Here is a 20,939-nt window from a genome sequence, read left to right on the forward strand (position 1 = left end):
ATGGACTTGACGCTCGATGCCGCACGGCTCACCGCACAGCTCGTCGACACGGCCTCCGTCAGCGGCGCGGAGAAGCACCTCGCCGACGCGGTCGAGACCGCGCTGCGCGGGCTCGGCCACCTTCAGGTGGACCGCGACGGCGACGCCGTCGTCGCGCGGACCGGTCTCGGCCGCGCCGAGCGTGTCGTGCTCGCCGGGCACATCGACACCGTCCCCGTCGTCGGCAACGTGCCCTCGCGCCTGGACGGCACGTACGAGGACGGCGTCCTGTGGGGCTGCGGCACCTCCGACATGAAGTCCGGCGTCGCCGTCCAACTGCGCATCGCCGCCACCGTGCCCGCGCCCAACCGCGACCTCACCTTCGTCTTCTACGACAACGAGGAGGTCGAAGCCTCCCGCAACGGCCTGCGCCGCCTCGCCGAGCGCCACCCCGACTGGCTCGCCGGCGACTTCGCCGTGCTGCTGGAGCCGTCCGACGGCGAGATCGAGGGCGGCTGCCAGGGCACGCTGCGCGCCGTGCTGCGCACCGAGGGCGAACGCGCGCACTCCGCCCGGAGCTGGCTCGGCGCCAACGCCATCCACGCCGCCGCCCCCGTGCTGGCCCGGCTCGCCGCGTACGAGTCGCGGCACGCCGTCATCGACGGCCTGGAGTACCGCGAGGGCCTCAACGCCGTCCGCGTCTCGGGCGGCGTCGCGGGCAACGTCGTGCCCGACGTCTGCGAGGTCACGGTCAACTTCCGCTACGCCCCGGACCGCTCCGAGGAGCAGGCGATCGCCCATGTACGGGAGTACTTCGCCGGCTGCGGCGTCGCGGAGATCACCGTCGAGGACAGCGCCCCCGGCGCCCTGCCCGGCCTCGCCCACCCCGCCGCCGCCGCGTTCACCGCCGCCGTCGGCGGCACCCCGCGGCCGAAGTACGGCTGGACCGACGTCGCCCGCTTCACGGCCCTCGGCATCCCGGCGGTGAACTACGGTCCCGGCGACCCGAACTGCGCGCACAAGCGCGACGAGCACGTGCACACGGCCCGTATCCACCACTGCGAAGAGCGGCTGCGGGCCTGGCTCACCGCGTGACGCCGTGAGGCTCTGAAGCCGTGAGGCTGTGGGGCAAGGCCGCGTCACCGGGTGTTCCGCCCGGATTCCTGCCGGTGTTCACCTGGCTTCGAGCCGCTTCGCCTAGCCTGGGCCCGGAGATCGTCGTACGGGAAGAGTCGTACGGAAACACGAGGAATCACCAGAGACAACGAGGAAGGGAGCGCGCCTGTGGGCAACCGGGAGGAGTTCCACGAGCAGCGGCTGGGCCCCGTCGTCCGCCGCCGCAGCCGCATCCAGCGCGGGACGATGGACCAGCACCTGCTGGACACCCGGGAGCGCGCCGCGGAGTACGTGCACGAGGACCCGTGGCGGGTGCTGCGGATGCAGGCGGAGTTCGTCGAGGGGTTCGGCGCGCTCGCCGAGGTGGGGCCCGCGATCAGCGTCTTCGGCTCGGCCCGTACGGCGCCGGACAGCAAGGAGTACGCGACCGGCGCCGCCATCGGCAAGGGGCTGGTCGACGCCGGCTTCGGGGTGATCACCGGCGGCGGGCCCGGGGTGATGGAGGCGGCGAACAAGGGCGCGCTGGAGGCGGGCGGGCTGTCCGTCGGGCTGGGCATCGAGCTGCCCTTCGAGCAGGGGCTCAACAGATACGTCGACCTCGGGGTGAACTTCCGCTACTTCTTCGTGCGCAAGACGTGCTTCGTGAAGTACTCCCAGGGCTTCGTGGTGCTCCCCGGCGGCTTCGGCACGATGGACGAGCTGTTCGAGGCGCTGACCCTGGTGCAGACGAAGAAGGTGACGCGGTTCCCGATCGTCCTCTTCGGCAGCGAGTACTGGAGCGGGCTCGTCGACTGGCTGCGCAAGACCGTCGTGGACGGCGGCAAGGCCGCGGAGCGGGACCTCGACCTGTTCCACATCACGGACGACGTGGCCGAGGCCGTGGCGCTGGTCACGAAGGAGACGCCGTAGGGCCCGTGCCCGTACGGGGGGTACGGGGACGCTAGGCGAGCCCGCGGCGCGCGACCGCGGGCGGGCGGTGGCCCGCGATGGCGGCCACCATGTCCAGCACCTGCCGGGTCTCGGCCACCTCGTGCACCCGGTACACCTGCGCCCCCAGCCACGCCGAGACCGCCGTGGTGGCGAGCGTGCCGACCAGCCGCTCCTTGACCGGCCGGTCCAGCGTCTCGCCGACGAAGTCCTTGTTCGACAGCGAGACGAGCACCGGCCACCCCGCCGCCGTCATCTCGCCGAGCCTGCGGGTGGCCTCCAGCGAGTGCCGGGTGTTCTTGCCGAAGTCGTGACCGGGGTCGATCATGATCGCGTCGCGGCGTACGCCCAGCTCCACGGCCCGCTCCGCGAGCCCCAGGGTGACCCGCAGGATGTCGGCCATCACGTCCTCGTACGCGATGCGGTGCGGCCGGGTGCGCGGCCGTACGCCGCCCGCGTGGGTGCACACGAGCCCCGCGCCGTACCGGGCGGCGACCTCGGCGACCAGCGGGTCGACGCCGCCCCAGGCGTCGTTGAGCAGGTCGGCGCCGGCCGCGCAGGCGGCCTCGGCGACCTCGTGCCGCCAGGTGTCCACGCTGATCACGACGTCGGGGTGGCGGCGGCGCACCTCGGCGATGAAGCCCGCCGTGCGGCGCACCTCCTCCGCGGCCGACACCTCCTCGCCGGGGCCGGCCTTCACCCCGCCGACGTCGATGATCGCCGCGCCCTCCGCGACCGCCTGCTCGACGCGGGCGAGCGCCGGCTCGTCGCGGAAGGTGGCGCCCTGGTCGTAGAAGGAGTCCGGGGTCCTGTTGACGATCGCCATGATCACCGGCTCGTGCGCGGCGAAAGTGCGCGACCCCAGTCGCAGCATGCTGCCTCCTCAGACACCCTCCGGGGCGACGGCCCCGGGCTCCTTACGCGACCATAGCCCGCGGGCGCGGTGCGGCCGGTCACGGTGCCGGTGCGGCCCGTCGGGCCGGGCCCTGGGGGCTGTCAGCGGCCCCGGCTATGGTGGGGCGCAGCCACCCGGCGCACCGGGCGCGGCCACCGGGCGCCCGGGCTGTCCACTTCGGAGACATCGTGTTCTGGTTCATGCTCATCGCCATGGTCGCGGTCGTCGCCGCGGTCACCGTCGTGCTGGCGGGGAACGGCGAGGAGGAGCTCACCGAGCCGCAGCCGGAGCGGCTCCATGACCCGCTGCCGTCCGACCGCCCGCTGGGCCGCGCCGACATCGCCGCGCTGCGGCTGCCGGTCGCGCTGCGCGGATACCGCATGGACGACGTGGACGACGCGCTGGACCGCGTCGGCGCGGAGCTGGCGGAGCGGGACGCGCGCATCGCGGAGCTGGAGGCGGCGCTGGCGGGGGCGCACGCGGCGGCGTACCGCGGCCCGGGGCCGGGCGCCCCGCCGGACTACCGGCCGGGTCTCGGCGGCGGCGGTGCGGACGCGGGCGGCCGGGGCAACGGCGACCCGGCCCTGGACGGCCGTGAGACGGGCAGCCGGGGCATGGACGGCCGGGAGCTGGGCGGGCACGACCTCGGCAGGTACGAACTCGGCGGTCAGGACCCGCGCGGCGGCCGGGACGGGCGGCCGTGAGCGCCGACGGCGGGGCCGTGGCCGGGCCCGACGGGCTGCTGCGCTGCCCCTGGGGGCTGTCCGCCGAGGACTACGTCGCGTACCACGACGAGGAGTGGGGCCGGCCCGTGCACGGCGACGACGCGCTCTTCGAGCGGCTGTCGCTGGAGGCGTTCCAGTCCGGGCTGTCCTGGCTGACCATCCTGCGCCGCCGCGAGGGCTTCCGGGCCGCCTTCGCCGGCTTCCGCATCGCCGCGGTGGCGGCGTTCTGCGCCGAGGACGAGGGCCGCCTGCTCGCCGACCCCGGCATCATCCGCAACCGGCTGAAGGTGCGGGCCACGATCGCCAACGCCCAGACCCTCGCCACCTGGGCCCCCGGCGAGCTGGACGCCCTGATCTGGTCGTACGCCCCGGACCCCGCCGGCCGCCCCGTCCCGCGCACGCTCGCGGACGTACCGGCCACCACGCCGGAGTCAACGGCGCTGGCCAAGGAGCTGAAGCGGCGCGGCGTGCGGTTCGTGGGGCCGACGACGGCGTACGCGCTGATGCAGGCGTGCGGCCTGGTCGACGACCACCTCGCCGACTGCCACGCGCGGTAGCCCTGCGGCGGGCGGTGCGCGGCCACGCTCGTAGCGCACCGGCGCTCACGGGGTGCGTGAGCCCCGGGGGCAGCCGTTCCGGCGCGACGCGCGCTGGCGCGTACCCGCCGTTGCCGGCGCCGGTGGTCACCGGCCCGTGAAGCGCGGTTCCTCCTTCGCCACGAAGGACTCCACCGCGATCCTGTGGTCCTCCGACGCGCCCGCCCGCGACTGCAGCTCCGCCTCCTTCGCCAGCGTCTCCGCGAACCCGTGCCCCGCCGCGTACGCCAGCGACTCCTTGATCGCCGCGTACGCCCCCGTCGGCCCCGCCGCGAGCCGGCGGGCCACCGCCGCCGCCTCCGCGGCCAGGTCCGCCGCCGGCACGACGACGTTCGCGATGCCCAGCGCCAGCGCCTCCGCCGCCGGGATCCGGCGCGGGAAGAGCAGCAGGTCGGCGGCCCGGCCGTGGCCGACGAGGCGGGGGAGGGTCCAGGAGACGCCGGAGTCCGCGGTCAGCGCGACGCCCGCGAAGGAGGTGTTGAACGACGCGCTGTCGGCCACCACGCGGTAGTCCGCCGCGAACGCGAAGCCCGCGCCGGCCCCCGCGGCGACCCCGTTGACGCCCGCGACCACCGGCTTCGGCATGCCGGCGATGGTGGCGGCGATGGGGTTGTAGTGCTCGGCGACGGTGTCCATCGCGTGGTCCGTACGCTGCGCGGCCCGGGTCGCCGCAAGCGTGCCGACGTGCTCCTTGAGGTCCTGCCCCACGCAGAACGCCCGCCCCGCGCCGGTGAGCAGCACGGCCCGTACGGCGTCGTCCTCCGCCGCCCGCCGCAGGGTGTCGCGCAGGGCGTTCTTGGTCTCGGTGTCAAGGGCGTTCATCGCGTCCGGGCGGTTGAGGATGACGGTCGCGAGCCCGTCGGCGACCTCGTACAGCACGGTGTCCGCCATGTTCTTCCCTTCGCTGCGCCCCGGGGTGACCGGGACTGTGCCGCATCTCGTCCGGTGCGGCCAGCATGGCGGAGATCACGCCTCCGCGACATGTGACGTGCGTCAAATCGAATCGCGGCGTGCCCCCGCCGGGAAGGGCGCAGTATCGCATGCCTCTGGCGGGAATTGGGGGGTTTTGCGGTCGGACGTCGTCGAGAGTATGCGGACCGATGTTGGTCATCAGGACCGGCAATGCGGGATAATGGGCGAGAAGCACTGTGTTCGATGCCGGTGGCGACGAGCCTGACCACGGGCCGTCGAAGCTTCAACGAAGAGCTGGTTTCAGGAAGGGGAACGAGCATGGCGGCCATGAAGCCGCGGACGGGCGACGGCCCGCTCGAGGTGACCAAGGAGGGGCGGGGCATCGTCATGCGCGTTCCGCTCGAAGGCGGCGGGCGGCTCGTCGTCGAGCTGACCCCCGATGAAGCCGACGCGCTCGGCGACGCCCTGAAGAAGGTCGTCAGCTAGTCGGACCGAGGTCCGGAAGAACCCGGCATGCGCCCCGGCCACACGGTGGCCGGGGCGGATCGCCCTCAGGCGTCTCGCAGGGGCAGGGGCCTGACCGGGCGCCGGCTGACCCGGCGCCGTCCCGCGCATGCGTGACGTCGGTCACGCCTCGCGCTTGACCGCGCACAGCAGCCCGTCCCCCACCGGCAGCAGCGCGGGCATCAGCTCCCGGCTCTCCTTCACCGCACGCAGCAGCTCGCGCAGCTTCTGCACCTCGTCGGGCTGGGCCGCCGAGTCCACCGTGCGGCCGTCCGCGAAGACGCCCTCGAAGCACACGACGCCGCCCGGGCGCAGCAGGCGCAACGATTCGCCCAGGTACTCCAGGCACTCCAGCGGGTCGCCGTCGCAGAAGACCATGTCGTACGAGCCGTCCGCCAGCCGCGGCAGCACGTCCAGCGCCCGGCCGACGATGATCCGCGCCCGGTTCGCGGCGAACCCCGCCGCCCGGAACGCCTGGCGCGCGAACTGCTGCCGCTCCGGCTCCGGGTCCACGGTGGTCAGCACCCCGCCGGGGCGCATGCCCTGCAGCAGGTGGATGCCGGAGACCCCCGTGCCGGTGCCGATCTCGACCACCGCCTTGGCGCCCGCCGTCGCCGCCAGCAGCCGCAGCGCGGCGCCCGCGCCCGCGGACACCTGCCGCAGCCCCGCCTCCAGGGCCCGCTGGCGCGCCCAGTGCAGCGCAGCCGTCGCCGAACCCTGCGCACGCGTCGAGGCCGCCGGGTCGCCCGAGGCCGCCCCGGCCCGGCCGCTGTCGGCGTCCGCGGCACCGTCCGTGCCGTACGCCTCCGCGAACGACCAGCTCGCCAGCCGGTTGCCGGTAATCGCCTTCTCCTGTTCCCCGTTGGCACCTGCACCTGCATCCGTCGCAAGCGTGACTGTATCCGCTGCCCCTGGGAACCTGCTGGCCGGACCGTGCGTTGGGGGAGACGGAAGTGATACGGACGAGGTAAGGATGCCGGCGGGGACGGTTCCGCTGAATGCGGGAAAATCCCGGTCGGAAGAGCTTATCCGGAGCTAACGGGCGAGGTGGATATGGTAGGGGGCCTACTGGACACCACCAGAGCCACCAGGGGAGGTGCGGCCGCGTCCGGCGACCGGGGCGGCCCGCGGCGATTCCGCCGGGGGTCCCGAGCACCGGATGAGCCGAAATCCGTGACCGACAATGCTGACGACCGCAGCCACGCCGCCGACACCGTGACCGTTGCCGGATTCTCCGCGTTCCCGGCCGACGACGCGTCGTCCAAGGGGTGGACTCCGCCTTCGTGGGAGGAGATCGTCAGCACCCACAGCGGTCGCGTCTACCGTCTCGCCTATCGCCTCACCGGGAACCGGCACGACGCCGAGGACCTCACGCAGGAGGTCTTCATCCGCGTCTTCCGGTCGCTGTCGACGTACACCCCGGGGACCTTCGAGGGCTGGCTGCACCGCATCACCACGAATCTCTTCCTCGACCAGGTGCGCCGCAAGCAGCGCATCCGGTTCGACGCGCTCGGGGACGACGCCGCCGAGCGGCTGCCCAGCCGCGAGCCGTCGCCGCAGCAGCACTTCAACGACACGCACTTCGACGCCGACGTCCAGCAGGCGCTGGACACCCTCGCGCCCGAGTTCCGGGCAGCGGTGGTGCTGTGCGACATCGAGGGACTGTCGTACGAGGAGATCGCCGCCACCCTGGGCGTCAAGCTGGGCACGGTCCGCAGCCGGATCCACCGCGGCCGTTCCCACCTGCGCAAGGCGCTCAAGCACCGCTCCCCGGAGGCGAGGGCCGAGCAGCGCTCGCTCGCCGGGGCGGGGCAGGGCGCCCACGGCTCGGACGAGGAGGGCGGAACGCTGTGAGCAGCGTGGGCGGGGTGTCGCCCGCCGAGCAGCACCTGGGCGAAGCGCTGGCGGCGCTGGTCGACGGGGAGCTGCCCCATGACTCCCGGGACCGCGTCCTGGCGCATCTGGCGACGTGTCCGCGGTGCAAGGCCGAGGCCGACGAGCAGCGCCGGCTCAAGAGCGTGTTCTCCGCCGCCGCCCCGCCGCCTCCCTCGGACGGGCTGCTGGCCCGGCTGGAGAACCTGCCGGGTGTCGACCTCGACGACGCCGCCCGCCGGTCGCCCTTCGCGGACCGGCCCGGCGGCAGCGCGCGTACGGGCGGCAGGACCGGCGGCGTGCGCGGCGCCCGGGCCGGCGGCTTCGGCGGCGGCGTCCTCGACGGCGCCGTGCTTGACGGCGGCCCCGGATTCCCGATCCACGAGGTCGAGCGGCCCGCCGCCGCCCGCGGGCGGCGCTTCGCGTTCGCCGCCGCCGGCGCGGTCTCCTTCGCCGCCCTCGCCCTCGGCGGCGCGCTGCCCATCGAGGCGGTCGTGGACCCCGCCGGTTCCCCGGCGGTCACCCCCGGCGACCGCGGCGTGCCCGCGCGCTACTCGTACGACCCCCAGCTCTCCACCTCCGGCGGCGCGCAGGACGCCGGCCCCGTCGTGCCGTACGGCATGCAGAGCGGCCCGGCGCAGCTCGCCGCCTCGGCAACGGCGGCGACGACCGCGACGCCGCAGCCGCCGCTGCTGTCGGTCTTCGCGGTCACCGAGCCGGCGACGTCCGCGCCGCAGACCGCTATGAGCGGGAATACCCCACCCCCGCGGTGATGCCCCTCCCGGGACCGGCCAGGCGACGGCCCCGGGGCGATGCGCTGGACCGCATGCACCTGATTGAATCGCTAGGGCCTGCCCGGCGGGTGAGCAACAACTGCGGGCCGCGACGGTCCGCGCCCAGTCGCATGCGGAACGTGTGGGGAGAACATGGACCAGGGGAAGCCGAGTTGGTGGAGGCAGGAGCCCGGCGAGCCTCCGCGCGAGGCCGAGTCGGACACCGCCGGACCGCCCGCCGACTCCGACACCTCCGCGCCACCGGCGGCCCCGCCGTCGGACGCGGGCCCACCACCGGGGTACGACCCGGAGGTGGACCAGTTGCGCCGGGTGCGGCAGGCGCTGCGGGAGTGGCGCGACGGGGAGGACGAGTACCACAGGGAGCGCAGGTCCCCGGCGGCGTCCCCGGCGGGGGGCGCGGCGGACGCGGGGCCGGCGGACGCCGGGGTCTCCGCCGCTGAGAGCGGGGAGAGCGCGAGGGGGCAGGGCGTAGCCGAGCGGGATGCTGCGGCGACGGGCGGGCAACCGGCCGCGCCGACCCCGGAGACCGGCACCCCGGCGGCCCCGGGGGCCGACGCCGTATTCGGGACGGAGCCGGCGTCGGACGCTGCCGCGTCCGCGGCGGGTGCGTCGGCCGGCGCACCGGGTGCGGACGAGACGGCCGGGCGGAGCGGGGATGCCTCCCCCGGCTCGGGCACGGCCGTGGATCTTCCCGGGGCGCAGGCCGCGGAGAGCAGCGGGCAGGGGACGGGTGCGCTACCGACGCGCCCCCGCGCCGGGGATACGCCGGACCCGACGACGGACACGGGTGCGCCTGCGGAGCGGGCAGAGGAGACCGGCGGGCCGCGCACGTTCCCGGCACGGCCAGGGGCCGCCGATGCACAGCGCCCGGAGGCGGACCCGGGTGCACAGGCGGGGCCGGGCTCGTCGGCGGATGCGACCGGCGCGGCGGTCGCGCCGGGCTCGACGCCGGACGCTGCCGCGTCCGCGGCGGGTGCGCCGGCTGGCGCGCCGGGTGCGGACGAGAGGGCCGGGCAGGGCGCGGATCTTCCCTCGGCGCGGGCTGCGGAGACCCGCGGGCAGGCCACGGAGTCGGGTGCGTTCCCGGCGGGGGCCGGGGCCGCGGGCGGGCGGCGCCCGGCGGCGGGTGCCGGGGGGCCGGACGCGCGGCCCTGGGAGGCCGGTGTGCGGCCGTACCCGGGTGCCGCGGAGGCCGGTGGCGAGGGCTCGTCGGGCGGCAGAGGCATACCCGCCGCGGTGTCCGCCGTAGCGGGCGCCCGAGCCGGCCGGGCCGCGCTGCCGCAGCACCAAGAACGGGACGGCCGCGAGACACCGGCGGCGCCCGCAGACGGCCCGCAGGACGCCGCGGTGCCCGCCCAGCCGCACGATCCCTCGGCCGGGGACCGTACGGCCGCCTCCGGCGGACAGGAGCCCGCCAAGGCGCCGGACGCGGACGACGCCGCGGCGGTGGACTCCGCCTGGCGGCCGGGCGGCTTCGGCGGCGGGCTCGGGCAGAGCCCGGAGGATGCCGCCGGGCACGCGGAGCCGGGCGGCGGCCACCGCGAAGTGCCCGGGCAGGGCTCCCCGGATGGCCTTGGTCCGGCGACCAGTCCGCGCGGCGACGATGTCGCCTCGGGGACGGGCGCTCCCGGACGGTCCGGGGACGCCGGTGGCCCGCAGACCGGCGTCTCTGTGCCGGGGGCCGACGAGCCGGGGCCGTCCGTGCAGCGCGACTTCGGCGCCGCGCCCGCGGCCGGCGCCGCCGCGTCGGAGGCGGGCGCTCCCGGCCGGCCCGGCAACGCGGGTGATCCCGTTGCCGATCGGGCGGCCGACGAGCCCGGGGTGTTCGTCGACGCGGGTCGCGACCGGGGCGTGGCCGGGTCGGCGACCGGGGCTCCCGGCCGGGCCGGCGATGCGGGTGATCCCGGTGCCGATCGGGCGGCCGACGCTCCCGGGGTGTCCGGTGACGCGGGGCGCGACCGGGCCGCAGCAGGGTCGGCGCCCGGGGGTTCCGTTCAGGACGACGACACCACGCAGCTCGGTGTCATCTCCGACTCCGAACCGCGCCCCTCCGGCGAGGTTCCGGGTCCCCGGAGGGCGGCCGAGGGCGACGTACCGCGGCGGCCCGCGGCCGGTGACCCCCACCCCCGCTACCCCGGTGCCGGCCCCCAGGCCGGCCACCCCGGCGCTCCCGGCCCGCACGGCGGGCCCCGTACGCCCGGCGGGCCGGCTCCCGCGCACGGCGCGCAGCCGCCCGGCGGCGGCGTGCCCGCACCGGGCGGCCCCGGGCGGGCCCCCGGCGGGCAGCCGCCCACCGCGCACGGCCACCCCGCTCCCGGCGGCCCCCGTGCTCCCGGCGCTGACGGTCCCGGGCGGACCCCCGGCCCCGCCGCTCCCGGCGGCCCCGGCGGGCCCGCGCCCTACGGCGCCCAGCCGCACAACGCCCCGACCGCCCAGTGGCAGCGGTACGACCCCTGGGCGCCCGCGCACGCGGCACACGCGGCGCACGCGCCCGAGCGCCGCAAGGGGCGTATGGCCACCCTCGTCGGGGCGCTCGTCATCGCGCTCGTCGCCGGCGGGATCGGCGGTGCCCTCGGCAGCTATATCGAGCGCAACGGCACCACCGGCCAGCTCGAGCTGGACCAGTCCTCCGCCGCCGACGGCGGCGGCAAGCGGCCGGCCGGCAGCGTCGCCGGGATCGCCCGGTCCGCGCTGCCCGGGGTCGTGACGCTGCGCGTCAGCGGCGCCGCCGAGCAGAGCACCGGCACCGGCTTCGTCCTCGACAAGCGCGGGCACATCCTGACCAACAACCACGTCGTGCAGCCCGCCGAGGAGGGCGGCGACATAACGGTGACGTTCAGCGGCGGCGAGTCCAAGTCCGCCGAGGTCGTCGGCGGCGACGCCGGTTACGACCTCGCCGTTGTCCGCGTCAAGGGCGTTTCCGGACTGAAGCCGCTGCCGCTCGGCAACTCGCGCTCCGTCGCCGTCGGCGACCCGGTCGTCGCCATCGGCGCCCCGTACGACCTGCCCAACACCGTCACCTCCGGGATCATCAGCGCCAAGGAGCGCCCCATCACCGCCGGCGGCGAGCAGGGCGACGGCAGCGACATCTCGTACGTCAACGCCCTGCAGACCGACGCCCCCATCAACCCCGGCAACTCCGGCGGCCCGCTCCTCGATCTCAAGGGCCGCGTGATCGGCATCAACAGCGCCATCCGCGCCGCCGACAACGGCAGCGGCGAGCCGCAGACCGAGCAGGGCGGCAGCATCGGCCTCGGCTTCGCCATCCCGGTCAACAAGGGCAAGGACGTTGCCGAGGAACTGATCAACACCGGCAAGGCCACGCACCCCGTCATCGGCGTGACGCTCAACATGCAGTACACCGGCGACGGCGCCCAGGTCGGCTCCTCCGCGGCGGAGGGCGGCACCGAGCCGGTCACCCCGGGCGGCCCCGCCGAGGCCGCGGGCATCCAGCCGGGGGACGTCATCACCGGCGTCGACGGCGAAGCCGTCCACAACGGCGAGGAGTTGATCGTCAAGATCCGCAGCCGCAGCCCCGGCGACGAGCTGAGCCTGACCGTCGAGCGCGACGGCGAGGAACTGACGGTCGACGTCACCCTCGGCGAAGGCGACTCCACCGACTGATCCCGCCAAACACCGTCAAACACCCCCATCTGCCGCGGTGGACCAGTCCACCGCGGCCGATGCGGTACTCCCGGTGGGGCAGGGTCGCCAGGTACCGTGAGAGTCGCCCGGACCTGCCGGCAGCGGGCCGACGACAGGACAGCAAGGAGTGCCAGGTGTTCTTCGACATAGGACCCCTCGAGCTGATCGCTCTCATCATCCTGGCCACGATCGTCTTCGGCCCCGACAAACTGCCCAAGGTCATCCAGGACACGATGCGGTTCGTCCGCAAGATCCGGGAGTTCTCCGACAGCGCCAAGGAGGACATCCGCAAGGAACTGGGCCCGGAGTTCAAGGACTTCGAGTTCGAGGACCTGAACCCGAAGAACTTCGCCAAGAAGCACCTCCTCGACAACGACGACCTGGGTCTGAAGGAGATCCGCAACGGCTTCGACCTCAAGAAGGAGGTCGCCGAGGTCGGTGAGGCGGCGCGCGCCGTGGGGGACATCGAGGACGACGGTGCCGCGAGCGGCAAGCCGCTGAGCCTGACGAAGGACAGCGCAGGCGGTACGGGCGGCGGGAGCGGCGCCGCAGGTGACGGCAAGAAGACGGTCACCGCCGAGCGCCCGCCGTATGACTCGGACGCCACCTGATCGGCTCACATATCAGACCACCTGCCTGTCCTAGCGTATGCAGGTGGATATCCTCCCGTGTGTCTGGGTGACCACCCGGCATGCGGTGTGCCAGGCCGGGCGCGTGTCCCGGCGGGGGGCGACCGCGGATGACAGGTCCAGGCCACGAGGAGGCACCACGCTGATGGAGATGACGAGCGAGGCGGAGCCCGGGGGGACGGTTCAGGAGTCTGAGCCACGCCTGGTGGACAGCTTTATGCGGGCGTCTTTCCCCTGGTACGGGCTGGATGACGCGTTCGCAGGACCGCGCTGGTTGCAGTCGACGGGGGGCGGCGACGGCGAGGTGGAGCACGGCACGGTGGGCCACGGGGACATGCCCTCGTATCTCGCCGAGGCCGGCATGCGCGAGCACCGCTTCGCGGTGGTCGTGACCGTCGCGAGCCGCCCCGTGCGGCGCAGCGCGGACGGCACCGGGGTGCTGGAGGCGACGTCCGTGTCGTCCGCGGCCTGGCTGGCGGGCTCGGGGCTGCTGTCGTGCACCTGGCCGACGCAGTTGGAGCGCGCGATGCGCGAGGAGTGGCTGGACCAGCAGACGTCGGTGGCCTGGGAGCTGGCCGACGATCTGGAGGGCTCCGGCTGGTCGGCGCTGTCGCTGCCGGTCGACGGCGAGGCGACGCAGTTCCACTACCGCGAGTCGGAGTTCGGCTGGGTGCTGGCGGGGACGACGCAGAACCAGGTGCACCTGGGCGCGTACGGCCGCGGGCTGAGCGCGTACGGGCTCGGGTTCTCGGCGATCAAGGACATCACGGCGTACGAAGACCGCCGCGGCTGACTGCTCGCGGCGGTCCGGGGCGCGGATCGCGTACGGACCGCGCCCCCCTTGCTCCGTAGCGCCGGGCGCGTACGCCCCCTGCGGGCGTACGCGCTCAGAACTTGTTGCGCGGCGTGACGCCCAGCGACATCCCCGCGAGCCCTCGCGGCCGGCCGCCGAGCCGTCCCGCGATGCCGCGCAGCGCCGCGCCCGCCGGGGAGTCCGGGTCGGTCAGGACGACCGGCTTGCCCTCGTCGCCGCCGGCCCGCAGCGTCACGTCGATCGGGATCGCGCCGAGCACCGGCACCTCCGCGCCCGTCGTGCGCGTCAGCCCCTCGGCGACCTGCTTGCCGCCGCCGGTGCCGAAGACGTCGACCATCTCGCCGCAGTGCGGGCACGGCAGGCCCGACATGTTCTCCACCACGCCGACGATCTTCTGGTGCGTCTGCACGGCGATCGCCCCGGCCCGCTCGGCGACCTCGGCCGCGGCCTGCTGCGGCGTGGTGACGACGAGGATCTCGGCGTTCGGCATCAACTGCGCGACGGAGATCGCGATGTCGCCGGTGCCCGGGGGCAGGTCGAGAAGCAGCACGTCGAGGTCGCCCCAGAAGACGTCCGCGAGGAACTGCTGCAGCGCGCGGTGGAGCATCGGGCCGCGCCAGACGACCGGCGCGTTGCCCGGCGTGAACATCCCGATGGAGATGACCTTCACGTCGTGCGCCGTCGGGGGCATGATCATGTCCTCGACCTGGGTGGGCCGGGCGTCGGTGCCGAGCATGCGGGGTACGGAGTGGCCGTAGATGTCGGCGTCGACGACCCCGACCTTCAGCCCGTCCGCCGCCATCGCCGCGGCCAGGTTGACCGTCACGGACGACTTGCCGACGCCGCCCTTGCCGGACGCCACCGCGTACACCCGGGTCAGCGAGCCGGGCTGGGCGAAGGGGATCTCGCGCTCCGCCTTGCCGTCGCGCAGGGTCGCGGCGAGCGCCTTGCGCTGCTCGTCGCTCATCACGTCAAGACCGACGGTGACGGACGTCACACCCGCGACCTTTCCGACCGCGTCGGTGACCCGCGAGGTGATCGTCTCCCGCATCGGACAGCCGGCGATGGTCAGGAAGACCTCGACGGCCACCGAGCCGTCTGCCCCGATCTCGACCGACTTGACCATGCCGAGGTCGGTGATCGGCCGGTGGATCTCCGGGTCGTTCACCGTCGCGAGCGCGGCGCGCACCGCCTCTTCTGTGACAGCCATGCCCCCCAGCGTACGGCCGAGTACCGCGGGCGGGGAAAACCAGGTACCCGGGGCCCGGTACGCTGCCGCACGTGATGAGGAGATCGGCCTTCCGGATAGTGCTGTTCGCTGTCTCCGCCACCCTTCTCGCGGGCTGCGGCGAGGACGGTCCGCAGGCGGGCGAGAACGGCGTCGGAGGGCTGGCTCCTGAGAACATCACGGCCAAGGCGGAGAAGGCGGCGGCGGGCGCGAGTTCGGTGCGGCTGGCGGGCACGCTGGTGAGCAACGGCGAGCCGGTCAAGCTCGACATGAGGCTCTCGGCGGCCGGCGGGGTCGGCGAAGTGTCCACCGGCGGCGTGACGTTCTCGCTGCTGCGCGACGAGGACGACCTCTTCCTGAAGGCCGGCGACGAGTTCTGGCTGCACCAGGGCGACGGCGAGGCCAGCGAGGACGGTGGGGCCAGCGGCGAGGACGGCGGCGAGGACGGCGGCGGCAAGCCGTCGGAGGCCGACCTGGCGGCGGCGGAGAAACTCGACGGCAAGTACGTGAAGGTGCCGCCCGGGGACACCGCGTACAAGCAGCTCAGCGGCTTCACCGAGATGAAGGTGCTGCTCGACGGGCTGCTGAAGCTCGAAGGCGAGCTCGCCGCGGAGGACAACGGCGAGGTCGACGGCGTCACCACGATCCGGGTGACGGCAGACGACGGCGCGGGCGGGGCGCTGGAGGTGGCCCTGGAGGGGCGGCCGTACCCGCTGCTGCTGGAGCGCGCGGGGGACGCGGGCGAGCTGCGACTCGTGGACTGGGACGAGGAGTTCGAGGTCAACGCCCCGCGCAAGGAGGACGTCGTGGACTACGGGAAGCAGATCTCGGCAAGCTGACGGCCGTCGAGCCCTTCAGCACCCTCGCACCGTCTCAGCTACGCCGTCTCAGCTACGCGCCTCAGCCGCGCCGCCCCCGCCGCCCGAACAGCAGCCCCCGCAGCGCCGAGGGCGGCTGCCGCGTCGTCGCCGGGGTCTCCGGCGGCGGGGCCGCCAGCGAGCCGGACGGCAGCGCGTCCCCGGCGACCGCCGTGCCCTCGCGCGTCAGCCGCAGCACCCGGCTCTCCCGGGCCCACCGCTCGGCGACGTGGTCGGCGTCCACGGCGTTGAGCCGCTTGCCCTTCAGCTCCGCCACCGCCGACCGCCACGCCTCGCTCGCCGGCGCCAGCTCGGCCACCCGCGCCGGCCACGCGACCAGCCGGCCGCCCTTGTCCTTGCTGCGCGCGTGCACCGTCACCAGGCCCCCGTCGGCCAGCCCGAGCCCGCCCAGCGGCTGCTCGGCCGGTCCGTCGCCGACGAGGAGTACGGCGCCGTCGTGCCAGACGTGCCACAGCGCGCGCTGGGTGCCGTCGGGGCCCTCGATCCACACGAGCGCGGACTTCCTGGCGGCTTCTTCTGCGAGGGCGGCGGCGATCGGCTCCATGGCGTACGAGCGTAGCCGCCGGGCCCCGGGCCCGTACCCCTACAGCCAGCCGTTGCGGCGGAAGCCGCGGTGCATGGCCAGGCAGATGCCGGAGATCAGGGTGAGCACCATGGGATAGCCGAACTCCCACGTGGTCTCCGGCATGTGGTCGAAGTTCATGCCGTAGATCCCGGCGATCATCGTCGGCACGGCGAAGATCGCCGCCCACGACGTGATCTTCCGCATGTCCTCGTTCTGCGCCACCGTGGCCTGTGCCAGGTTGGCCTGGAGGATGGAGTTGAGCAGCTCGTCGAAGTTGACCACCTGCTCGTGTACGCGCGCCACGTGGTCCGCGACGTCCCGGAAGTACTTCTGGATCTCCGGGTCGACGAACCGCATCGGCCGCTCCGACAGCAGTTGCGTCGGCCGCAGCAGCGGCGCCACGGCCCGCTTGAACTCCAGCACCTCGCGCTTGAGCTGGTAGACCCGCCCGGCGTCGCTGCCGCGCCCGCTGCGGCCGTCGCTCGGCGAGAAGACGTCGATCTCGACCTCGTCGATGTCCTCCTGGACGGCGTCGGCGACGACGATGTAGCTGTCGACGATCTGGTCGGCGATGGCATGCAGCACCGCGGACGGGCCGGTCGCCAGCAGCTCCTGGTCCTGCTCCAGCCGGGCGCGCAGCGCCCGCAGCGAGCCCTGGCCGCCGTGCCGGACGGTGATGATGAAGTCCTGGCCGGTGAAGCACATCACCTCGCCGGTCTCCACCACCTCGCTGGTGGCGGTGAGTTCGGCGTGCTCGACGTAGTGGAGCGTCTTGAAGACGGTGAACAGCGAGTCCTCGTACGGCTCCAGCTTCGGCCGCTGGTGCGCGTCGATCGCGTCCTCCACCGCCAGCGGGTGCAGCCCGAACTCCCGGGCGATGCCGGCGAACTCGCGCTCCGTCGGCTCGTGCAGCCCGATCCAGGCGAAGCCGCCCTCGGCGCGTACGCGTCGCATCGCCTGGGCGGGGGAGAGCCGCTCGCCGACGCGCCGGCCGCGGCGGTAGACGGCGCAGTCGACGACGGCGCTGCCGGCGGCCGGGTCGCGGGTGGGGTCGTAGCCGTGGGCGGACTGCCCCCGGGTCTTGCGGGCGGGGCGGACGACGGCTCGCAGGTCACGGATCATCGACATGGTCGGACTCCTTCACGCTCCTGCCGGGCGCGGGCCAACGCTGCCGGGAATGGGGATCTACGAGAGGTACACCCACAAAGCGGGCACCGCTGAGCGCGCTGACGGCGCGTCAGTGGATGACGGGAAAAGTGCGTGCTCAGCCGCCAGACGCCGAACGGCGGGGCCGGGAGCCGGCCGGGAGGTCCCCGCGCGTACGCAGGGCGCGTGTGCGGGGAGGGCCAGCGAAGGTCAGCGAACGCCGGGCCGGGCGGGAGAGCTGTCGGTACTGCAAGGTCGGCTGGGATCCACCGCAGTCCCCACCTCCTCCGGCCGGGCCCTGTCGAAGGGCGAGTGTGTCGAAGCCGTTCGCGTGCTGCTCATGTGCCTGTGCTGCTTACGTGCCTGAGCCGAGGCCGGGTCCGCGCCGTCCGTACGACGCGCATCAAGCCGGCACATAAGGTTACCAGCCGCCGGTGAACAGGCCGGCCGGCGCCGGCGGTCCGACGGCGTCCTAGGCTGGGGCCCATGGCGTACGGCGACGTGCTGGAGCAGGTGGAACGGCGGCTGACCGGGGCGTTCGGCGAGCCCGGGGCGCGGGCGTCCGTGACCTTCGTCGGGACGGACCGCATCGAGGTGATGCGATTCACCTCGACGACGGCCGAGGGCGAACCGCTGCTGCGCTACGCCACCCTCGGCATGTCCAGGCAGCCCATGACCGACCCCGCGCAGGCGCTGGCCGACCCCCTGCGCGGTCCGCGCGCCGAACTGCTGCTCACCGTGCGGGCCGGCCGTGCCGACACGGACAAGGTGCTGCGCCCGCTCGCCGTCCTCGCCGCGTCGCCACAGGTGGAGGGCGTCGTCGTGGCGCCGGGGGCGTCGCTGGAGGTGGGGGAGCCGCTGTGGCCGGGGGCGCCGTTCCGCGCGGTGCTGGTCGCGGAGCCGGGCGGGCTCGTCGACGACGTGACGCTGCCGGAACTCCCCCACAGCGCTCCGCGCGTGGGCGGTACCCCCACGGAGCCGGTGCGGTTCCTGCCGCTGCTGCCGATGACGCCGAACGAGGCCGCGTGGAAGAGGGTGCACGGGGCGGCGGCGCTGCAGGAGCGCTGGCTCACGGCGGGCACGGACCTGCGCGACCCGCTGCGCCGCGGGGTGGACCTGGGCGCGTAGCGGCGGGTGGGGCGGCGCCAGGCGCCGCACGGGTGCCGGCGGGCGGCCGTCGTGCGGGGTGCGACGCACGCGGCCGTCGTACGGGCGGCTCGCACGCGGCAGTCCTACGGCGCCTCGCACGGCGCATCTCGTGCGGGGCCGGGGCGGCGCTGCCTGCGCGGGCCCCGGGGCGGCCGGCCGGGCGGCCCCGGACGGGTGATCGTCCTTGACGGCGCCGCGGCCGGGGAGGACCGTAAGGACTTATGAGGGGCGAACCCAGTTGCCCGAAGTGCGGCGGGCGGGTCCGGGCGCCCGGTCTCTTCACCGACTCCTGGCAGTGCGAGCAGCACGGACCCGTGCAGCCGCTGCAGCCCGTCATACCGCCGAGCGTCGAAGCGCTGGGGGTGGTGGTGCACCGCGCCCAGGTGCCGGTGTGGATGCCGTGGCCGCTGCCCCTGGGCTGGCTGTTCACCGGTGTCGCCAACGCGGGCGACGACCGCAGCGGCGGCCGGGCCACCGCCGTCGCCTGCTCGGGACCCGGCCCGCTGGGCGGCCCCGGCGAGCTGATCCTCGTCGCCGAGGAACTGGGCGTCGGTCTCGGCGCCCGCTTCGCCGGCGTCCAGGGGCCCGACCCCGGGCCGGGGATGTGCACGGACAAGCCGCCGGACGCCAAGGTCATCGCCGCCGGCCGGCCCACGCCGCTGTGGCACGTCGGCGGGGTGCCCGCGGACCGGGCCGTCTTCGCCGGGGAGGCCCGCGGGTTGTGGCTGTGGGCGGTCGTCTGGCCGGAGCAGTCGGGCCTGCTGCTCTACGACGAGCTGGTGCTCACCGACCTGCGGGACGCCGGCGCGGAGATCGAGCTGCTGCCGTGCGGGGCGCTGTCGCCGCGGCTGCTGTAGTACGGCGGTGCTGTCGTACGGGGTGCCGTCGTACGGGCGGTGCGGGCCGGGTGCCCGGAAGCGGCCCCTTCCCCAGTTGGACACCTGCCCGGGCCCGTAAGCTGGGTGCCTTCCGCGACCCCGAGCCTGTGCGAGGTACCGTCCGTGCGCATCGACCTGCATACCCACTCCGCCGATTCGGACGGTACGGACACCCCCGCCGAGCTGGTGCGCAAGGCGGCGGCCGAGGGCCTGGACGTCGTCGCGCTCACCGACCACGACGGCGTCGGCGGCCACGCCGAGGCGATCGAGGCGCTGCCCGCCGGCCTGACCCTCGTCCCCGGCATGGAGCTGTCCTGCGACCTCGGCGGCATCAGCCTGCACATGCTCGCGTACCTCTTCGACCCCGAGGAGCCGGAGCTGACCCGCGAGCGCGACGCCGTGCGCAACGACCGGGTGCGCCGGGCGCGGCTGATGACCGAGCGGCTGATCGAACTCGGCGTCCCCATCACCTGGCAGCGCGTGCAGGAGATCGCCGGCGAAGGCGCCATCGCCCGGCCGCACGTGGCCAGCGCGATGATCGAGGCGGGCGTCGTCGACTCGGTGCAGGACGCGTTCACCGACGAGTGGATCGGCTCCGGCGGCCGGGCGTACGTGGAGAAGCACGAACTCGACCCCTTCGACGCCATCCGCCTGATCAAGGGCGCCGGCGGCGTCGCGGTCTTCGCCCACCCGCTGGCGGTCAAGCGCGGCGTATGCCTGCCGGAGAGCGCCGTAGCGGAACTGGCTGCCGCGGGGCTCGACGGCATCGAGGTGGACCACATGGACCACGACGAGGAGACCCGCACCCGCCTCCGCGGCACGGCCGCCGACCTGGGCCTGCTGGCCACGGGCTCCAGCGACTACCACGGCGCCCGCAAGACGTGCCGCCTGGGCGAGTTCACGACGGCCCCGGAGGTCTACGAACAGATCGTCGACCGCGCCACGGGCGCCGCCCCGGTCAAGCACTGACCGCGGCGCGGGCCGGGCCGTAGGCCAGCCGGCGACGCATCTGCCCCGGGGGCGTTCTGGATGCGCCTCGCCGTGCCAAACTCTGGGTAACCCGCCCACTAAACCAGGGCGAATCGCCCGCCGGGGCCGACTTCCGCTCACCTACGCGCACTCGGCGGGCGTGCCGAGTGCGCGCAACTCCGCGGGCCGGGCAGCGCGGGCGGGGCACTGTGGCGGAGCTCGGTACGTGAGCCGCGTACCGCGTCACACGCCCAGGCCGCGGGCGCCCGGGCCGCGTTCGCCGAGGCGGTCGTCGGTGTTGGCGAGGGCGCACTTGTCGAGTGACAGGCAGCCGCAGCCGATGCACTCGGTGAGGTTGTCGCGCAGCCGTTCCAGGCGGCGGATGTGGGTGTTGAGGTCCTTGCGCCAGCCCTCCGACAGCCGGGCCCAGTCCGCGCGGTTGGGGGTGCGGCCCTCGGGCAGCACCGCGAGCGCCTCGCGGATCGCCGCCAGCGGGATGCCCACGCGCTGCGAGGCGCGGATGAACGCGACCCTGCGCAGGGTGTCCCGGGAGAAGCGGCGCTGGTTGCCGGTGGTGCGGCGGCTGTTGATCAGGCCCTGGCGCTCGTAGAAGCGCAGCGCGGACCGGGGGACTCCGCTGCGGTCGGACAGCTCGCCGATGGTGGCTTCGCTGGCGCGGGGGGACAGGTGCTGCGTCATGTCCGCCAGGGTAACTCGA

Annotated in this window: 21 protein-coding genes; 14 read left to right on the top strand and 7 right to left on the bottom strand. The window is 74.6% G+C overall.

Features of this window, described 5'->3' with window-relative positions:
* Both dapE and B124_RS15455 read left to right on the top strand, forming a co-directional pair.
* Positions 1-1,074, top strand: a complete 1,074-nt coding sequence (dapE, locus tag B124_RS15450; RefSeq protein ID WP_496503406.1) for a succinyl-diaminopimelate desuccinylase — start codon at positions 1-3, stop codon at positions 1,072-1,074.
* A 189-nt stretch (positions 1,075-1,263) separates the two neighbouring features.
* Entirely contained in the window at positions 1,264-2,004 is a 741-nt protein-coding gene (locus B124_RS15455; RefSeq protein WP_496503407.1) for an LOG family protein, read from the top strand.
* 31 nt (positions 2,005-2,035) lie between these two features.
* Here B124_RS15455 and folP read toward each other — a convergent pair whose 3' ends face one another.
* On the bottom strand, positions 2,036-2,896 hold the full coding sequence (gene folP / locus B124_RS15460; protein ID WP_496503408.1) for a dihydropteroate synthase: 861 nt from the start codon (positions 2,894-2,896) through the stop codon (positions 2,036-2,038).
* Between the two features lie 209 nt (positions 2,897-3,105).
* Between folP and B124_RS15465 the strand changes: the two genes are divergently transcribed.
* Both B124_RS15465 and B124_RS15470 read left to right on the top strand, forming a co-directional pair.
* Positions 3,106-3,621 (top strand): DivIVA domain-containing protein, encoded by a 516-nt coding sequence (locus B124_RS15465; RefSeq protein ID WP_496503409.1) that lies wholly within the window; start codon positions 3,106-3,108, stop codon positions 3,619-3,621.
* Entirely contained in the window at positions 3,618-4,199 is a 582-nt protein-coding gene (locus B124_RS15470) for a DNA-3-methyladenine glycosylase I (RefSeq protein WP_496503410.1), read from the top strand. The genes B124_RS15465 and B124_RS15470 overlap by 4 nt, the downstream gene beginning before the upstream one ends.
* A gap of 126 nt (positions 4,200-4,325) precedes the next feature.
* On the opposite strand, the gene B124_RS15475 is transcribed toward B124_RS15470, so the two are convergent.
* Positions 4,326-5,129, bottom strand: a complete 804-nt coding sequence (locus B124_RS15475) for an enoyl-CoA hydratase/isomerase family protein (RefSeq protein ID WP_496503411.1) — start codon at positions 5,127-5,129, stop codon at positions 4,326-4,328.
* 339 nt (positions 5,130-5,468) lie between these two features.
* On the opposite strand from B124_RS15475, the gene B124_RS15480 reads away from it, so the two are divergent.
* Positions 5,469-5,636 carry a DUF3117 domain-containing protein gene (locus tag B124_RS15480; protein ID WP_018834979.1) on the top strand — a complete coding sequence of 56 codons (168 nt, stop codon included), beginning with the start codon at positions 5,469-5,471 and terminating at the stop codon, positions 5,634-5,636.
* Positions 5,637-5,777: 141 nt separating this feature from the next.
* Here the strand turns inward: B124_RS15480 and B124_RS15485 are convergent, their stop codons facing one another.
* Positions 5,778-6,353, bottom strand: coding sequence for an O-methyltransferase (locus B124_RS15485; protein ID WP_496503498.1), 576 nt, complete (start codon positions 6,351-6,353; stop codon positions 5,778-5,780).
* A gap of 354 nt (positions 6,354-6,707) precedes the next feature.
* On the opposite strand from B124_RS15485, the gene sigE reads away from it, so the two are divergent.
* From sigE to B124_RS15510, 5 genes are all read left to right on the top strand, one after another.
* Positions 6,708-7,508 carry an RNA polymerase sigma factor SigE gene (gene sigE / locus B124_RS15490; protein WP_496503412.1) on the top strand — a complete coding sequence of 267 codons (801 nt, stop codon included), beginning with the start codon at positions 6,708-6,710 and terminating at the stop codon, positions 7,506-7,508.
* Positions 7,505-8,299 (top strand): anti-sigma factor family protein, encoded by a 795-nt coding sequence (locus tag B124_RS15495; protein ID WP_496503413.1) that lies wholly within the window; start codon positions 7,505-7,507, stop codon positions 8,297-8,299. The genes sigE and B124_RS15495 overlap by 4 nt, the downstream gene beginning before the upstream one ends.
* A gap of 153 nt (positions 8,300-8,452) precedes the next feature.
* Positions 8,453-11,944 (top strand): trypsin-like peptidase domain-containing protein, encoded by a 3,492-nt coding sequence (locus tag B124_RS15500; protein WP_496503414.1) that lies wholly within the window; start codon positions 8,453-8,455, stop codon positions 11,942-11,944.
* Positions 11,945-12,099: 155 nt separating this feature from the next.
* The gene (locus B124_RS15505) at positions 12,100-12,576 is read left to right on the top strand and encodes a sec-independent translocase (RefSeq protein ID WP_496503415.1); all 477 of its coding nucleotides are present in this window, start codon (positions 12,100-12,102) and stop codon (positions 12,574-12,576) included.
* A gap of 163 nt (positions 12,577-12,739) precedes the next feature.
* Complete coding sequence (locus B124_RS15510; protein ID WP_496503416.1) at positions 12,740-13,387, top strand: hypothetical protein; 648 nt, start codon at positions 12,740-12,742, stop codon at positions 13,385-13,387.
* A 94-nt stretch (positions 13,388-13,481) separates the two neighbouring features.
* Here the strand turns inward: B124_RS15510 and B124_RS15515 are convergent, their stop codons facing one another.
* Positions 13,482-14,618, bottom strand: coding sequence for an Mrp/NBP35 family ATP-binding protein (locus B124_RS15515; protein WP_496503417.1), 1,137 nt, complete (start codon positions 14,616-14,618; stop codon positions 13,482-13,484).
* Between the two features lie 95 nt (positions 14,619-14,713).
* Here B124_RS15515 and B124_RS15520 point away from each other — a divergent pair, with 95 nt between their 5' ends.
* Positions 14,714-15,475, top strand: a complete 762-nt coding sequence (locus B124_RS15520) for a hypothetical protein (protein ID WP_496503499.1) — start codon at positions 14,714-14,716, stop codon at positions 15,473-15,475.
* A 61-nt stretch (positions 15,476-15,536) separates the two neighbouring features.
* Here the strand turns inward: B124_RS15520 and B124_RS15525 are convergent, their stop codons facing one another.
* Both B124_RS15525 and B124_RS15530 read right to left on the bottom strand, forming a co-directional pair.
* Positions 15,537-16,058: a hypothetical protein gene (locus B124_RS15525; protein WP_496503418.1), complete on the bottom strand. Its 522-nt coding sequence runs from the start codon at positions 16,056-16,058 to the stop codon at positions 15,537-15,539.
* 39 nt (positions 16,059-16,097) lie between these two features.
* Complete coding sequence (locus B124_RS15530) at positions 16,098-17,207, bottom strand: magnesium and cobalt transport protein CorA (protein ID WP_496503419.1); 1,110 nt, start codon at positions 17,205-17,207, stop codon at positions 16,098-16,100.
* A 504-nt stretch (positions 17,208-17,711) separates the two neighbouring features.
* On the opposite strand from B124_RS15530, the gene B124_RS15535 reads away from it, so the two are divergent.
* From B124_RS15535 to B124_RS15545, 3 genes are all read left to right on the top strand, one after another.
* Positions 17,712-18,353 carry a suppressor of fused domain protein gene (locus B124_RS15535; RefSeq protein WP_496503420.1) on the top strand — a complete coding sequence of 214 codons (642 nt, stop codon included), beginning with the start codon at positions 17,712-17,714 and terminating at the stop codon, positions 18,351-18,353.
* A 242-nt stretch (positions 18,354-18,595) separates the two neighbouring features.
* A complete protein-coding gene (locus B124_RS15540; protein ID WP_496503421.1) occupies positions 18,596-19,231 on the top strand; it encodes a DUF6758 family protein in 636 nt (211 codons plus the stop codon).
* 144 nt (positions 19,232-19,375) lie between these two features.
* The gene (locus B124_RS15545) at positions 19,376-20,221 is read left to right on the top strand and encodes a PHP domain-containing protein (RefSeq protein WP_496503422.1); all 846 of its coding nucleotides are present in this window, start codon (positions 19,376-19,378) and stop codon (positions 20,219-20,221) included.
* A gap of 243 nt (positions 20,222-20,464) precedes the next feature.
* Here the strand turns inward: B124_RS15545 and soxR are convergent, their stop codons facing one another.
* Positions 20,465-20,920 (bottom strand): redox-sensitive transcriptional activator SoxR, encoded by a 456-nt coding sequence (gene soxR / locus B124_RS15550; protein ID WP_496503423.1) that lies wholly within the window; start codon positions 20,918-20,920, stop codon positions 20,465-20,467.
* Between the last annotated feature and the right edge of the window lie 19 nt (positions 20,921-20,939).

It is taken from the genome of Streptomyces sp. CNP082 (genome assembly GCF_059570535.1).